The sequence below is a fragment of the Mesorhizobium sp. M0152 genome (genome assembly GCF_040322415.1).
GTDB lineage: Bacteria > Pseudomonadota > Alphaproteobacteria > Rhizobiales > Rhizobiaceae > Mesorhizobium.
This window is the reverse complement of record NZ_JAMYTH010000073.1, coordinates 1-13,090: the sequence shown is the minus strand read 5'-3', so window position 1 is coordinate 13,090 and position 13,090 is coordinate 1. Positions and strand designations below refer to the sequence as shown.

The window sequence follows — 13,090 nt, the reverse complement described above, 5'->3', positions numbered from 1 at the left end:
TCTAGTGGCGCCTCTGGCGACGCTGGCGGGTGTGATCGTCGGCAGCGTCATCGGCCTGGTGCGCGGCACGTCAGGCGGCATGGTCGACGCTGTCGGCGCGCGGCTGCTCGATGCCGTCATGTCGCTGCCTTTCATCGTGCTGGTGACGATGGCGCTGGTGGCGATCGGCCCTTCCAACCTCACCGTCATCCTGGTGATCGGCCTTGCCTACGCGCCGCTGGTGGCGCGCACGGTGCGCACGGCCGTGCGCGAACAGCGCGAGCGTGAGTATGTGAGCGCCGCACGGCTCGCAGGCGAAGGCCGGCTGGCGATTATGTTTCTCGAAATCCTGCCCAATGTCCGGGAGACCATCCTGATCGAGCTCATAACCCGGCTCGGCTATGCCTTCTTCTCGATCGCGACGCTGAGTTTCCTCGGCCTCGGCATCCAGCCGCCTTCGGCGGACTGGGGGCTTGCTATCGCCGACGGCTACGGCTTTCTCACCGGCGGCAAATGGTGGGTGGTGGTGTTCAATTCGGCCGCGATCATCTCGCTGGTCATGGCCACCAACCTGATTGCCCAAGGCATTGGTGCCTTCGAAAATGCCGACAAGTGAGCCGTCGGACCTGCCGCCCGGCATCGGCCCAGCGCGCGAAATGGTCGGCTATTCGATCTAATTTCTTTGCAGGCCGTTAATGCGACCGTGCTGTTAATGAGTGATCGCTAATATGTATGGGGCAGCAGGCAGTGACCAAGAACCTCGGCAATGCACGCCACACACCGGCCAAGGACCAGCAAGTCTCCGTTCTGAGCAAAGTCGCGCCGGCGCTGTTTCCGCTGGTCGTCGTGGCGCTGGGCTACGTGATCGGCAAGCAGTTCTTCGGCATATAGACCGGTAGGATCAGGCGCCAGTTTCGCCCGCCATATCGGGCCTCACTTCGACACGGATACGGTCGGTAGCCAGAAGCACGGCGGGGGAACGATCTCGGCAACGAACAGCCCTTCCGCCGAGCCGCCCATGCCGGAGGCGGGCCCGGCCGGCTGCGCGGTGAGGGCAATGGCTTGCCGGCGCCCCTCAAGCGCCTAGCGAACTTACCATCACAACGCGGGCCGTCATTTGCGTTACAGCCGCCCGTCACCAGGCATCAGACGTGGACGTCGCCGAAGGTGAGTTCGCCGTCGTCGCCGGCCGCGAAAAGGACAATGGCGAGCAGGCCGGCATAGAATGCCGCCACGACGACCACGATCGCCACACCGGGAATGGGGCCAAGGGCGGCGCTGTCGACGGCCTCGCGAAGCGAGCCGGCGAACCCGGTCCTGACACCCACCGTCTGAAGGCCGGGTGTCGATATCTTGACCACCCAGGCCAAGAGCAGGATCAGGAACAGGTAGATGTAATTTCGCCGCAGGCGACGCGCCAACGCGGCACGCTGCGACAGCAGGAACTTCGGCGCGCGCAGGCCTTCGCCGACGATCAGCAGCCAGTCCGAGGCAAAGTCGGGTTGCGGTGAAAAGATCTGTGCGAAATAGTGGCGCTCGAATTGGCGTACGCGAGCCCGGTAGAAGTCGAAGAACCGATAGCGACGCGCCTCGATCCACAGCAGCAGCAGGATCAGCAGCATAGCGAATAGCAGCACGCCGTGATGGGCACTGGCGGTCGATAGCGACACCGAAAGAAGCGCCGCCACCACGGTGATCGCCCAGTTGGTCGTCCTGTCGAGCCGATCGCGCCAGCCCGCCATGCGCGCAATCTCGGCGCGGTGGAAATGCGATAGCGTGTTGACGCGCTCCGTCGATGAAAGGACGGGTCCCGCAGGCTTTGCCGACGCATCGTTCATGGCGTCCTCCGGCGAGGCTATAATAGTTTACCGGCAACATCGTTCCTTGTGGCTGGAAGGTCGAACCCGATGCCGCTGGTGTTTTGAGCCGCTCCGAGAGTTGTGCCCTTGAGAATCCCGCCACCTTCGGCAACATAGCGGCCGAGTTGAGGGCGCGAGGATGAGCAAAGTCATTTCCGGCAAGAGCGCCGCCCCGCCGCGCGGGGCCGCGATGGCGCTGACCGAGGCGCTGGTGGCGCGTACCATGCGCCCGGTCGAGGATGCCGGGCCGACGCCGGGCATGGTCTACATGACCGATGCAGATTATGCGCGCTTTCGCGACGAGATCCTGGCCAGCGCGCCGCCCGGGCCGCTGAAACTGTTCGCCTATGGCTCGCTGCTGTGGAAGCCAGTGGGTGAGGTGAGGGGCGGCGAGCGTGCGGTGGCGCGAGGCTGGCACCGGTCGTTCTGCTTCACGGTACAGCGCTTTCGCGGCACGCTCGATCAGCCCGGCCTGATGATGGCGCTCGACCGTGGCGGCCAATGCCAGGGCATGGTGTTCGAGATCGCCGAGCCGGTGGCGGCCAATCTCGAGGCGCTGCTGCGCCGCGAGATGACCATCCTGCCCGCCGTCAACGTGCCGCGCTGGCTGCGGGTCAGGACCGAAAGCGGCGAAGGCCGGGCGCTCGGCTTCGTCGTCGATCCCGCCAATGCGCGCTATGCCGGCAAGCTCGACAAGCAGGCCGTCGCCGCGACGCTGGCCAAGGCGGCCGGCCATTGGGGTTCGGGTGCGCAGTACCTGTTCGAAACGATCCGCCATCTCGACGCCTGCGGCATCCGCGACCGCAATCTGTGGCAATTGCAGCCCTGGTGGCGCAGGAGATCGGGCGCGTTAACGCCGGCTGATGCCTTGATTGGTGGATGAGCTTCGCCTCGTCGTCTATCCGCTGATCGCCGGCGCGGGCAAGGCGCCGTTTTCGATCGCCACGCAACGCCGCGACCTGGAACTCACAAGGTCCAGCAGATGCCCCGGCGGGCGGATCAGCTGATCTACAAGATCAACTGAGCAGGGTTATCTTCCACTTGACGAACGTATATCCCAATGGTTATACGTCAATCAATAGCCAACGGGTTATCGATTACGGATGCCGGACGCTCACGACATGCTCTTCAAGACGCTCGCCGATCCGACCAGGCGAGCGATTTTCGAACGGCTGTGCCGCCAGGGCGAGCAGACTGTCGGGGCGCTGACGATGCAGTCCGGTGTGTCGCAGCCGGCGGTGTCGAAACATCTCGGCGTGCTGAAGCAGGCGGGGCTGGTTCGCGATCGCCACGAAGGCCGCCAGACGCATTATAGCGCGCGGCTCGGCGCGCTGGCGCCGCTGATGGACTGGACGCGCCAGATGGCCGGATTTTGGGAAGACCGGTTCGACGACCTCGAGGAATTGCTCAAAAGGATGGACCAGTGAACGAGGCGTCGACGCAAACCCGCACCGTCGTCGTCGAGCGGGAGATTTCGCATCCACCCGAAAAACTCTGGCGCGCGCTGACGCAACCGCATCTGATCGAGGAATGGCTCATGAAGAATGACCTCAATCCGGTCGTCGGCCATCGCTTCAACATCAGCGCGGATTGGGGTGGCGTGCTGGATTGCGAGGTGCTTGCCGTCGAGCCGAACAAGTCGCTGTCCTACACCTGGAACCTTGCGCACCACGATCCGGCGTTCAATTTGCAGAGTGTGGTGACCTTTACGCTCACCCCGACGCCCACGGGGACCCATTTGCGTATGGAGCAAGCCGGCTTCCGGCCCGAGCAGCGGCGGGCCTACGGCGGCGCCAAGATGGGATGGCCGCAATTCTTCGAGAAGCTGGAAGAGCTTCTCGACCGGACGGACTGACGTCCGCAGGCCGACTGAACCAGCACCTGACTTCACCGGCGGCCCGCCGCCAGCAAAACCCATGGAGGAATGCGATGAAGATCAAACTGACCAGCATTTACGTCGACGACCAGGAAAAGGCGCTCGCCTTCTACACCGGCGTGCTGGGCTTCATCAAAAAGGCCGATTTCAGCAATGGCCCGTTCCGCTGGCTGACGGTCGTCTCTAGCGAGGAGCCTGACGGGACCGAATTGCAACTGGCGCTGAACGACAACCCAGCCGCCAAGGCCTACCAGCAGGCAATCTTCAAGCAAGGCCAGCCTGCGCTGATGCTGTTCAGCGACGATATCAAGGGCGACCATCAGCGCATCAAGGCGAATGGCGGTGCCTTCGCCATGGCGCCGACCGAGGTGACCGGCTCCACCATCGCCCAACTGGACGATGGCTGCGGCAACCTCGTTCAGATCACCCAACTGGCGCGCTGGTAGCGCCGTCTGGGCAGGGTTCACGCGTTTTCACGGGAGGTAGCATTGGACTGGAGCAAATGGATCAGGCAGGCGCACCGTTGGCTGTCGATCATCTTCACGGCGACGGTCGTCGCCAATTTCGTCACCATGGCCTTTGGGCAGCCGCCCGCCTGGGTGGTGTATTCGCCACTCCTCCCGCTCTTCCTTTTGCTGTTCAGCGGCCTCTATATGTTCGTGCTGCCCTATGTTGCCAGGGAACGCGGCGTGCAGCGGGTGAACGGGTAGGAAGACAGGATGGCCAAGACGAGCAAGGTCGCCGCCAGGACTGAGCCGATGCTGCTTTCCGGCGGCAATCCGCAGGTAGCCAAGGGATATGGCGACGCTCCGGTGCAGGCCTATATCGCGGCCATGCCGGGCTGGAAGCGCGAGGTCGGCCAACGTCTCGACGCGCTCATCGAGCGCGCGGTGCCCGGCGTGCGCAGGGCGGTCAAATGGAATTCGCCGTTCTACGGCGTCGAAGGCGAGGGCTGGTTCCTCAGCTTTCATTGCTTCACCAAATACATCAAGGTGGCATTCTTCCGCGGCCAGTCGCTCGATCCGGTGCCGCCGGGCGAATCCAGGAGCAAGGACACGCGCTACCTCAATATCCATGAGGGCGAGCCGCTCGACGAGGCGCAATTCAGCGCCTGGGTGAAGCAGGCCAGCCAATTGCCTGGCGAGCGCATGTGAGTGCTCTATTTTCAGCGTTCGAAGGAGAAACGGCATGACGACGATGGGACTGCAGGAGAGCAAATCTCCCTCCGAACTGATAGACGGCAGGATCAGGGAACTCGGCGACTGGCGCGGCGAGATGCTCGGCCGGCTGCGCGCGCTCATCCATCAAGTCGATCCCGACGTGGTCGAGACCTGGAAATGGCGCGGTGTTCCTGTGTGGGAACATGACGGCATGATCTGCACGGGCGAGACCTACAAGAGCGTCGTCAAGCTGACCTTCGCCAAGGGTGCCGCGCTGCCCGATCCCGCACGCCTGTTCAACTCCAGCCTCGAAGGCAACACGCGGCGAGCCATCGACTTCCAGCAAGGGGAGGAGATCGACGAGGAGGCTTTCACGGCACTCGTGCGCGCCGCCGTGGCGCTGAACAAGTCGAAGGCCAAACGCTAGGGGGCTGCCAGCTTCGCCGCCAAAGGCAGGCGTTTACGATCTGGGAAGCTAGATGGTGCTAGATATCGCCGGATGACGGCTGGCCAGGTAGGCCCGGCCCCGGATGGATTCGCCATGAACAGCCCGAAGCGCATGCCGTGGGTCGACACGGCCAAAGGCCTCTCGATCATCCTCGTGGTCATGATGTATTCGGCCTACAACACCGGCGAGTACACTGGCGGCGTGGGTTTTCTCCACTATGTCATCGGTTTCGCGACACCGTTCCGCATGCCGGAATTCTTCCTGATTTCAGGACTTTTCCTGTCGCAGGTGATCGACCGGCCGTGGCGGCGCTATCTCGACCGGCGCGTGGTTCACTATCTCTATTTCTACGTCCTGTGGGCGATCATCTCGATCGGCCTGAAAATCGGCATCTTCAGCCGTGATCCCGGCGGCATGCTGCACGACCTCGCAATGGCCGTCGTCGAGCCCTATGGCGTGCTGTGGTTCATCTACATGCTGGCGGTGTTCAGCCTCGTCGCAAAACTGCTGCGGCAGTTTCGCGTGCCCGCCTGGATCGTCATCCCGCCCGCGGCGGCGCTGCAGATGTGGGCGCCGCGTCCGGACAGCTATGCGGTCGAACAATTCGCGGCCTATTTCGTGTTCTTCTATGCCGGCTTCGTCATGGCGCCGCTGGTGTTCCGGCTCGTCGAATGGACGCAACCCCGCCCGGTGCTGGCCGTCGCTGGCCTGCTCCTGTGGGCTGTTGTCAACGGCCTGCTCGTCTATTCGCCGGGCTATGCCGTTCAGCCGGTCGGCATGCAGATGGGCCTCGCGGCATGGCCGCCGCTGCATCTCACTTTGGCCGTCGCCGGAGCGGTGGCGCTTTGCGTGCTTGGCGGTCTCCTGTCGAAATTGCCCGCCATGGAATGGCTGCGCTGGCTCGGCGAACATTCGCTGGTCGTCTACGTCGCGTTCACGATTCCGATGTCGCTGTTTCGCGGCGCGGCGTTGGCAAGCGGCATTCTGACCGACACCGGCATGCTCAGCCTGGCGGTGCTTCTCGTCTCGACCATCAGCCCGGTGGTTCTCTACCTCATCGTCAAACGCATCGGCTTCGGAACGTTCCTGTTCGAGCGGCCGGGTTGGGCGCATATCGACGGAAGCGCGCCACAACCAGCGCCAATGCCAGTTCCGCCGAAACCGGTGCTGCCTGCCGCGGCGCAATCAAGCCTGAAATAGTCGAGCGGCGGCGGCCAATCTCACCCGTCGCGCAGCCACACCAGCATCTCGCCAGGCTCGCGGTTGTCCCAGGCGAAATAGGGGATGGCGGTGAGCCGCGTCTCAGTGGTGGCAGGCGGTTCCGGCCTGTAGAGCCCGTCCTGCCAGCCGTCGCCGGCGTCGGCTTGCGCGGCGGCCGACAACGTCACCACGCCGCCTAAAAGCTCCGGCCGGTCCCGCGCTTCGATGCTCGCCGTGCGCGGCAGTTTCAGGCGATGCAGTTGGCTGTCATTGTCGGTCGCCTCGACGCAGTAGATCAGCGGACCGCGCGACAACGCGACACGGCCGGCATCCTGCCGCACCAGAGGGTTGGCGTAGAGCCGCTCGATCGGCATTTCGAGAGCGAGCCGCAGCTGGTCGCCCTTTTTCCAGGTGCGCCGGATCGCGGCGTAGCCGTCGCTGGTGACGTCGGCCAGCTTGACCATCTCGTCATTGACCTTGAGCGTAGCGCCCGTGCTCCAGGCCGGTATGCGCAGATGCAGCGTGAACTCCACCGCCGCCTGCGGCTCGAGCGCGATCTCGACGGCGCCGTCCCAGGGGTAGCGGCTCGCCTGCGTCAGGCTGACCGGTGTGCCCGATATATCGAAGCGGGCGGTCGAGTCGCCATAGAGGTGGACGGCCAGCGCGTCGTCCGCCAGGCTGTAGAAATAGCTGCCGATCGAGGCGACCATGCGCCCGACATTGGGCGGGCAGCAGGGGCAGCGGTGCCATTTCCATCTGTTGTGCCGGCCCCGGCTTTCCAGCGGATTCTCGTAGAAGAACAGTGAGCCGTCTAGCGACAGGCCCGAGATCGAACCATTGTACAGCGCCCGCTCCATCATGTCGGCATAGCGGGCGTTCGGTCCCATGCCGAGCATGCGGCTCGCCCAGAACACCAGCCCGACCGCCGCGCAGGTCTCGGCATAGGCGCTCTCATTGGGCAGGTCGTAGTCGCTGGTGAACCCCTCATTGTGCGCTGAAGGGCCGAGCCCGCCGGTGATGTAGAGGTTCTTGGCGGTGAGGTCGTCCCACAGCCGGTCGAGTGCCGCGCGCAGGCTGTCGTCGCCATATTCGGTGGCGATGTCGGCCATGCCGGAATAGAGGTACATCGCCCTGACCGCGTGGCCTACCACCTTGTCCTGCTCGCGTACCGGGATGTGCGACTGGCTGTATTCATAAGTCTTGAAATGGTAGGCCTTCGGATCTGCGCCCCGGGCCCGCGCCTCCTCGTCGAAATAATGCGGCTGCTGGCCGCGCTGGTCGATGAAGTATTTGGCAAGATCCATGTATTTTTGCTCGCCCGTCACCCGCGCCAGCTTGACCAGCGCCAGCTCGATCTCCTCGTGCCCGCAATAGCCGTGCTTCTTGCCGGGCTCCGGCCCCAGCACCGATGCGATGTGGTCGGCGTAGCGGCACATGATGTCGAGCAGCTTGCGCTTGCCCGTCGCCTGGTAGTAGGCGACCGCGCCCTCGATCAGGTGGCCGGCGCAATAGAGCTCGTGGCAGTCGCGCAAATTGGTCCAGCGCTTGCCCGGCTGGATGCGCTGGTACCAGCTCGAAAGATAGCCGTCCTCCTGTTGAAGCTTGCCGTACATGTCGATGACGGCATCGATCTTCTTCTCCAGTTCGGGATTCTTGCGGCGGTAGAGCGAATAGGCCGATGTCTCGATCGTCTTGCCGAGATCGGAGTCCCAGAACATCTGCGTGGTCACCGTCGAGCCCGTGAACTCGGCGCCCTGGCGTTCGGCTTCATCGGGCGAGGGCGAGTGGAAGGGGATGACGATACCGGGCGAGGGCCGGTCCGGATCGATCTGCTCCAGCATGCGCGCCTCGACACAACGGTCGTAGAGGATGTCGGCGGTGCGCGTGGCGACCGCGTCGGCGCGGTCGCCCCAGAAGCCGCGAACGTCCACCTGCGGCACCGGCAACGGGCGGAATGCGAGTTTCGGCTTGCCGGTTTTTGCGGATGCGGTCATGAATTTAACTCCATTCGGTCTGTCTATTTGACGGCCCCGGCCATCAAGCCGCGGATGTAGAAGCGCTGCAAAGCGAGGAACAGGATCAGGCAAGGCACCATCATCACGGTGACGCCCGCCTGCACAGCGCCCCAGTCGATGGCGCCAAAGCGGCCCGACTGAAGTGCGGTCATCATCACCGGCAGCGTGAATTTGGACTGGTCGGTCATCAGCACCAGGGCGGCGAGGAACTCGTTCCAGGCGCCGAGAAAGGCAAACAGCGCGATGGTGACGACGCCCGGCCAGACCAGCGGCAGCATCACCTTGATAAGCATGGTGGCGTTGCCGGCGCCGTCCATGCGGGCGGCTTCCTCGATCTCGCGCGGCACCGCGTCGAAGGCGTTGCGCATCATGAAAATCGAGAACGGCAGCTGCAGCGTCACATAGACGCCGACCAGGCCGGTCAGCGTGTTGTGCAGGCCAAGCTTGGTCAGCACCAGGAAGATCGGCGTCAGGATCGACTGGAACGGGATCATGATCGTCGACAGGATGAGGACGAAAAAGAGGTCCTTGAACGGAAAGCGGAAGCGCGAGAAACCGTAGCCGGCGAGCACGCTGACGATGACCGACAGCAGCACGGTCATCACCGAGACGTAGATGCTGTTCTGCGCGGAGGCCCACAGCCCGTCGCCGAAGCTGTTGAGCGCGGCATAGTTCTCCAGCGAGAAGCCCGTGGTCGGCCACGGCGGCAACGGCGGCAGGCGCGCCTCCTGCGCCGGCTTGAAGGCCGACAGCGCGGTCCACACGATCGGCGCCACGAACAGCAGCGAGGCGATGATGCCGGTGGAATGCCTGGCGATGCGGGCGGCGAGCTTGCCGCCGTCGGACATTGCCTGCGTCATCAGTCGAGACCCTCCGGCTTGCGCAGCAGCCAGAGCTGGATCAGGCTGAGCGCCACCAGGATCGCCAGCAGCACCATCGAGAGTGCGGCGCCGTAGCCGAGCTTGAACGACACGAAGGACTGGTTGAAAATCCAGTACACCGCCGTCAGTGTCTGGTTGCGCGGGCCGCCGCGCAGGATGATGTAGAACTGGTCGAAGGCGAGGATCGAGCCGGCGACCGAGAGGATCAGCGCCAGCGCCAGCGTGCGGCGCATCAGCGGCAATGTGATCGCCCGGAACCTGGCGAACGGGCCGGCACCGTCGATGACGGCCGCCTCCTGCAAATCCTGCGGGATCGATTGCAAGCCGGTCATCAGGATGATCATGGTGAAGCCGGCGACCTTCCACACGACCATAGCGATGATCGACCAGAAGGCCGGCTGGAAGGTGGCAAGAAGATTGAACTTCTTGTCGATCAGGCCGAGATCATAGGCGGCCGGGCTGAACAGGCCGGAATCGACGTTGAGCAGCCACGACCAGAGCAGGCTCGCCGAAGCGAAACCGACTACCGCGGGCATGAAGAAGAAGGTGCGGTAGAGGTTGGTCAGCGGCCGCGGCTTCTCGATGAAGATGGCCAAGGGGAAGGCGACGGCGAAGATCGCGATGGTGACGACCAGAGTGTAGTAGCCGGTGAATTTGAGCGCGTTCCAGAACCTGGTGTCGCGCAGGATCGCGACATAATTGTCGAGCCCGATGAAGGAGTGCTCGCCCATCAGCGGCCAATTGTGCAGCGACATCCAGGCCGTCATGCCGAGCGGAATGACAAAGAACACCATGACCAGCGCCACGGCCGGCGCGACATAGATGAGGCCGATCCATTGCCGGCGGCTGGCGCCGACCAGTTTTCGGGCGCGGGACGGGCTGGTGGTCGAGGCTGTGATGGTCGTCATGGCTGTTCCCTTGGCGCGGCGTCCCCCTCCCCCTCGAGGGGAGGGTCCGGCCGTAGGCCGGTGGGGTCCTCTCCGCATGTGCCGACGAAGGAAGGAACGTCGAGCACTGCCGAGGCGACCCCACCCGGACCTGCGGTCCGACCTCCCCTCAAGGGGGAGGTGGGGTTGGCGCTTATTTCTGCGGCGCCTGGTCGATGATCGACTGCATGGTTTCCTGCGCGTTCGCTATCGCACCGTCGACGTCGTCGCCGAAGAAGACCTCGTTGATCATCTGCGTCCACGGGCCGTTGGCGGAGTTGATCAGGTCGTTGAACACCACCGAATAGGGCGTGCGGCCCTTGGCCATGGCCTCGGCGGCAGTCTGGTAGCGCGGATCGAGATCCTTGAGCGCGTCCTTGGCGATGTCGCCACGCACCGGCAGGCTGCCGTATTTGGCGAGGATGGTCTGGCCCTCGAGCGAATAGGCGAAATCGAGGAACTCCTTCACCACGGCGAGTTTCTTGGTACCCTTGGTGACGACGAAATTGTCACCGCCGGCGAAGGACGACCAGCCGCCATCCTTGCCCGGCAGGAAGGTGACGCCATAGTCGACATCGGGATACTGGGTGTTGAGCGCGCCGATGGCGAAGGCACCGGACGGCGAGATGCCGATATTGCCGGCGGCGAAGGCGGCAAAGAAGTTGGCGCCGGTGTCGGTCTGGGCGCCTGCCGGCACCAGATCCTTCTTGACCATCGAGCGGTAGAGGTCGATGGCGCTGCGCAATTGCGGGCTGTCCAGCGTCGCCTTCGAGCCATCCTCGCTCAGGATGTCGCCGCCCGAGGCCCAGATCAGCGGCGTGAAGGTGAAGATGTTGCAGCCGCCGCAATTGCCGGAGAAGTAGAAGCCCTTGACGTTACCGCCGAGTGCGTTGACCTTCTCGGCGTCGGCAGCGATCTCGGCCCAGTTTGTCGGGCCTTTTTCAGGATCGAGACCGGCCTGCTTGAACAGTTTCTTGTTCCAGATCAGCACAGAGGCGTCAGCCGAGAAGGGCAGGCCGTAAATGTGGTCCTTGTAGGTGCCGGTCTTCACATGCGCCGGCGACAGGCTGGCGAAATAGGGCAGGGACTTGGCCCAGTCGGTGATGTCCTCCAACTGGCCGGCGGCGGCGAAGGAGGGCGTGTAGATCAGGTCGAGCGACAGCGCGTCGGGCGCCGTGCCGCCGGCGGCGGCAGCACCGTATTTCGGGATGATTTCGGCATTGGGGATGATGTCGAGCTTGACCTGGTTGGTGTGGCCCTTGTTGTATGCGTCGACGATCCTCGGCATGAAATTCGAGCCGTCGGCGCGCACCCAGATGTTGGCGGTCTCGGCGGCGGCAGTGCCAAGTCCGCCACCAATGACGGCAGCGGCCAGGGCCAGTTTGGCAATCAGGTTCCTCATGTTCTCCTCCTCCACGGTTTGGCCGCTGTCCGCGGCCTTGCGCCGATCACGCGGCGCTTCGTTTCAGCCATCCAGCGGGTGGCCGCAGGACTGACGCACCACCAGCCGGCACGGCAGTTTTCGAATGCCCGGCGCGGCTGATGCGCCGCCGACCAGGGAAAGCAGGGTCAGCCCGGCCTCGCGCCCGAGCGCCGCCAGGTTCATGTCCACCGAGGTCAGCGGGGGGCGCGTCGCCTCGGCCACGATCTCCCAATTGTCGAAACCGATGACGCCAACATCGCCGGGAACGCTCAAGCCGCGCTCGCGCAAGGCATCGATGACGCCGCGCGCGATCTGGTCGTTGCCGCAAAAAACGGCGTCCGGCCGTTCGTTGCCGCCGTCGAACAGTTGCGCCACCGCTTCGTGACCCCAGGCTTCCGACCAGGAGCCGAGCAGCGGCTCGGTGACCGGCAAGCCGTGTTCGGTCAGCACGTCGCGATAGGCCCGTGCCCGCGCGGGCACCACCGCAAAGCTCGCCGGCCCGCTGACATGGGCGATGCGCTTGCGGCCAAGCTTGCAGAAATGTTCGACGGCCAGCCGCGCGCCGCCGTCGTCGTCCGCGACGAACGCGATGGCGTCCGGATCGGGCTGGGTGAAAGCGTAGATCACCGGGACGCGCAGATTGGAGAGATCGATGGGCAGATGGCGGTCGATGCGCTTGCCGGTGGCGATGATGCCGTCGACACGCTTGTCCAGCATGGCCTCGACATGCAACTGGCCCAGCCGCGGATCCTCCTCGACATTGCACAGGAACACCGAGACCCCATTGTCGACCAGCGCGTCCGAAATGCCCGACATTAGCGGCAGCGAGAAGCGGCCATAGGTATCGTTGGTGAGCAGGCCGACGGTGAAGCTGCGGCGCCTCAGCAGGCTCTGCGCCAGGCTATTGGGGCGGAAGCCGAGACCCCGGGCCGTCTCGCGAATGCGCTCGCGGGTTTCGGCGGTCATGCGGCCTTGGTCGTTGAGCGCCTTGGAGGCGGTGGCGACGCTGACGCCAGCCAATGCGGCCACGTCACGCAAGGTGACGGGCTTGGGAAAGACCGGGATTGGTTCCGATGCCATCGCGCCGAGAAATCCTTAATTGGGAAAAGGTTTTCTCTTACAGGCCAGAACCAAGCCCGGCACATGGCCAAGCTCGATCGGAAACGTTTGGAAAAACCTTTTCTCAATCCAAAGGCTAGGCCAGAATGGATGGTCGTTCAAGCGAAAAATGGTTTGGGCAGGGCAACGAGTTCAGGTTAACGACGGGGTGTAATTTTGTGGCCGGGCGTAGGTTAGCGTGATTCAAGAGGCTTCCGCAGATTC

16 protein-coding genes are annotated in these 13,090 nt (G+C 64.0%); 10 read left to right on the top strand and 6 right to left on the bottom strand.

What is annotated here, in order from left to right; translation table 11 throughout:
• Window positions 1-595, top strand: a 595-nt coding sequence (locus NKJ26_RS32190) for an ABC transporter permease (protein ID WP_352699798.1), incomplete at its 5' end; no start/stop codon positions are given.
• 131 nt (window positions 596-726) lie between these two features.
• Window positions 727-870: a hypothetical protein gene (locus tag NKJ26_RS32185; RefSeq protein ID WP_352601776.1), complete on the top strand. Its 144-nt coding sequence runs from the start codon at window positions 727-729 to the stop codon at window positions 868-870.
• Window positions 871-1,124: 254 nt separating this feature from the next.
• On the opposite strand, the gene NKJ26_RS32180 is transcribed toward NKJ26_RS32185, so the two are convergent.
• The gene (locus NKJ26_RS32180; RefSeq protein WP_352699797.1) at window positions 1,125-1,817 is read right to left on the bottom strand and encodes a DUF2270 domain-containing protein; all 693 of its coding nucleotides are present in this window, start codon (window positions 1,815-1,817) and stop codon (window positions 1,125-1,127) included.
• Between the two features lie 160 nt (window positions 1,818-1,977).
• Between NKJ26_RS32180 and NKJ26_RS32175 the strand changes: the two genes are divergently transcribed.
• The 8 genes from NKJ26_RS32175 to NKJ26_RS32140 all read left to right on the top strand — a co-directional run bounded on the left by NKJ26_RS32175 (window position 1,978) and on the right by NKJ26_RS32140 (window position 6,522).
• Complete coding sequence (locus tag NKJ26_RS32175; RefSeq protein ID WP_352699795.1) at window positions 1,978-2,721, top strand: gamma-glutamylcyclotransferase; 744 nt, start codon at window positions 1,978-1,980, stop codon at window positions 2,719-2,721.
• A 220-nt stretch (window positions 2,722-2,941) separates the two neighbouring features.
• Window positions 2,942-3,265 (top strand): ArsR/SmtB family transcription factor, encoded by a 324-nt coding sequence (locus NKJ26_RS32170; protein ID WP_352699793.1) that lies wholly within the window; start codon window positions 2,942-2,944, stop codon window positions 3,263-3,265.
• A complete protein-coding gene (locus tag NKJ26_RS32165; protein ID WP_352699792.1) occupies window positions 3,262-3,693 on the top strand; it encodes an SRPBCC family protein in 432 nt (143 codons plus the stop codon). Before NKJ26_RS32170 ends, NKJ26_RS32165 begins: the two co-directional genes overlap by 4 nt.
• 74 nt (window positions 3,694-3,767) lie before the next feature.
• Window positions 3,768-4,160, top strand: a complete 393-nt coding sequence (locus tag NKJ26_RS32160) for a VOC family protein (RefSeq protein WP_352699790.1) — start codon at window positions 3,768-3,770, stop codon at window positions 4,158-4,160.
• A 42-nt stretch (window positions 4,161-4,202) separates the two neighbouring features.
• Window positions 4,203-4,424, top strand: coding sequence for a hypothetical protein (locus tag NKJ26_RS32155; protein ID WP_352601764.1), 222 nt, complete (start codon window positions 4,203-4,205; stop codon window positions 4,422-4,424).
• A 9-nt stretch (window positions 4,425-4,433) separates the two neighbouring features.
• Window positions 4,434-4,868 carry a DUF1801 domain-containing protein gene (locus NKJ26_RS32150; RefSeq protein ID WP_352699789.1) on the top strand — a complete coding sequence of 145 codons (435 nt, stop codon included), beginning with the start codon at window positions 4,434-4,436 and terminating at the stop codon, window positions 4,866-4,868.
• Window positions 4,869-4,902: 34 nt separating this feature from the next.
• Window positions 4,903-5,301, top strand: a complete 399-nt coding sequence (locus NKJ26_RS32145) for a DUF1801 domain-containing protein (RefSeq protein ID WP_352699788.1) — start codon at window positions 4,903-4,905, stop codon at window positions 5,299-5,301.
• Between the two features lie 114 nt (window positions 5,302-5,415).
• Window positions 5,416-6,522 (top strand): acyltransferase family protein, encoded by a 1,107-nt coding sequence (locus NKJ26_RS32140; RefSeq protein WP_352699786.1) that lies wholly within the window; start codon window positions 5,416-5,418, stop codon window positions 6,520-6,522.
• 20 nt (window positions 6,523-6,542) lie between these two features.
• On the opposite strand, the gene NKJ26_RS32135 is transcribed toward NKJ26_RS32140, so the two are convergent.
• The 5 genes from NKJ26_RS32135 to NKJ26_RS32115 all read right to left on the bottom strand — a co-directional run bounded on the left by NKJ26_RS32135 (window position 6,543) and on the right by NKJ26_RS32115 (window position 12,847).
• On the bottom strand, window positions 6,543-8,516 hold the full coding sequence (locus NKJ26_RS32135) for a glycoside hydrolase family 127 protein (protein WP_352601756.1): 1,974 nt from the start codon (window positions 8,514-8,516) through the stop codon (window positions 6,543-6,545).
• Window positions 8,517-8,539: 23 nt separating this feature from the next.
• Window positions 8,540-9,397 carry a carbohydrate ABC transporter permease gene (locus tag NKJ26_RS32130; RefSeq protein ID WP_352699784.1) on the bottom strand — a complete coding sequence of 286 codons (858 nt, stop codon included), beginning with the start codon at window positions 9,395-9,397 and terminating at the stop codon, window positions 8,540-8,542.
• Window positions 9,397-10,326 (bottom strand): carbohydrate ABC transporter permease, encoded by a 930-nt coding sequence (locus NKJ26_RS32125; protein WP_352699783.1) that lies wholly within the window; start codon window positions 10,324-10,326, stop codon window positions 9,397-9,399. Before NKJ26_RS32125 ends, NKJ26_RS32130 begins: the two co-directional genes overlap by 1 nt.
• A gap of 172 nt (window positions 10,327-10,498) precedes the next feature.
• The gene (locus NKJ26_RS32120) at window positions 10,499-11,746 is read right to left on the bottom strand and encodes an ABC transporter substrate-binding protein (protein ID WP_352699782.1); all 1,248 of its coding nucleotides are present in this window, start codon (window positions 11,744-11,746) and stop codon (window positions 10,499-10,501) included.
• 63 nt (window positions 11,747-11,809) lie between these two features.
• Complete coding sequence (locus NKJ26_RS32115) at window positions 11,810-12,847, bottom strand: LacI family DNA-binding transcriptional regulator (RefSeq protein WP_352699781.1); 1,038 nt, start codon at window positions 12,845-12,847, stop codon at window positions 11,810-11,812.
• Window positions 12,848-13,090 lie beyond the last annotated feature (243 nt).

Excerpts from the sequence above, each read along its gene's own strand:
- NKJ26_RS32160 (WP_352699790.1), top strand. The coding sequence starts at position 3,768 with ATGAAGATCAAACTGACCAGCATTTACGTCGACGACCAGGAAAAGGCG.
- NKJ26_RS32120 (WP_352699782.1), bottom strand. The coding sequence starts at position 11,746 with ATGAGGAACCTGATTGCCAAACTGGCCCTGGCCGCTGCCGTCATTGGT.
- NKJ26_RS32180 (WP_352699797.1), bottom strand. The coding sequence starts at position 1,817 with ATGAACGATGCGTCGGCAAAGCCTGCGGGACCCGTCCTTTCATCGACG.
- NKJ26_RS32170 (WP_352699793.1), top strand. The coding sequence starts at position 2,942 with ATGCCGGACGCTCACGACATGCTCTTCAAGACGCTCGCCGATCCGACC.
- NKJ26_RS32130 (WP_352699784.1), bottom strand. The coding sequence starts at position 9,397 with ATGACGCAGGCAATGTCCGACGGCGGCAAGCTCGCCGCCCGCATCGCC.
- NKJ26_RS32175 (WP_352699795.1), top strand. The coding sequence starts at position 1,978 with ATGAGCAAAGTCATTTCCGGCAAGAGCGCCGCCCCGCCGCGCGGGGCC.
- NKJ26_RS32145 (WP_352699788.1), top strand. The coding sequence starts at position 4,903 with ATGACGACGATGGGACTGCAGGAGAGCAAATCTCCCTCCGAACTGATA.
- NKJ26_RS32115 (WP_352699781.1), bottom strand. The coding sequence starts at position 12,847 with ATGGCATCGGAACCAATCCCGGTCTTTCCCAAGCCCGTCACCTTGCGT.
- NKJ26_RS32150 (WP_352699789.1), top strand. The coding sequence starts at position 4,434 with ATGGCCAAGACGAGCAAGGTCGCCGCCAGGACTGAGCCGATGCTGCTT.
- NKJ26_RS32125 (WP_352699783.1), bottom strand. The coding sequence starts at position 10,326 with ATGACGACCATCACAGCCTCGACCACCAGCCCGTCCCGCGCCCGAAAA.
- NKJ26_RS32140 (WP_352699786.1), top strand. The coding sequence starts at position 5,416 with ATGAACAGCCCGAAGCGCATGCCGTGGGTCGACACGGCCAAAGGCCTC.
- NKJ26_RS32135 (WP_352601756.1), bottom strand. The coding sequence starts at position 8,516 with ATGACCGCATCCGCAAAAACCGGCAAGCCGAAACTCGCATTCCGCCCG.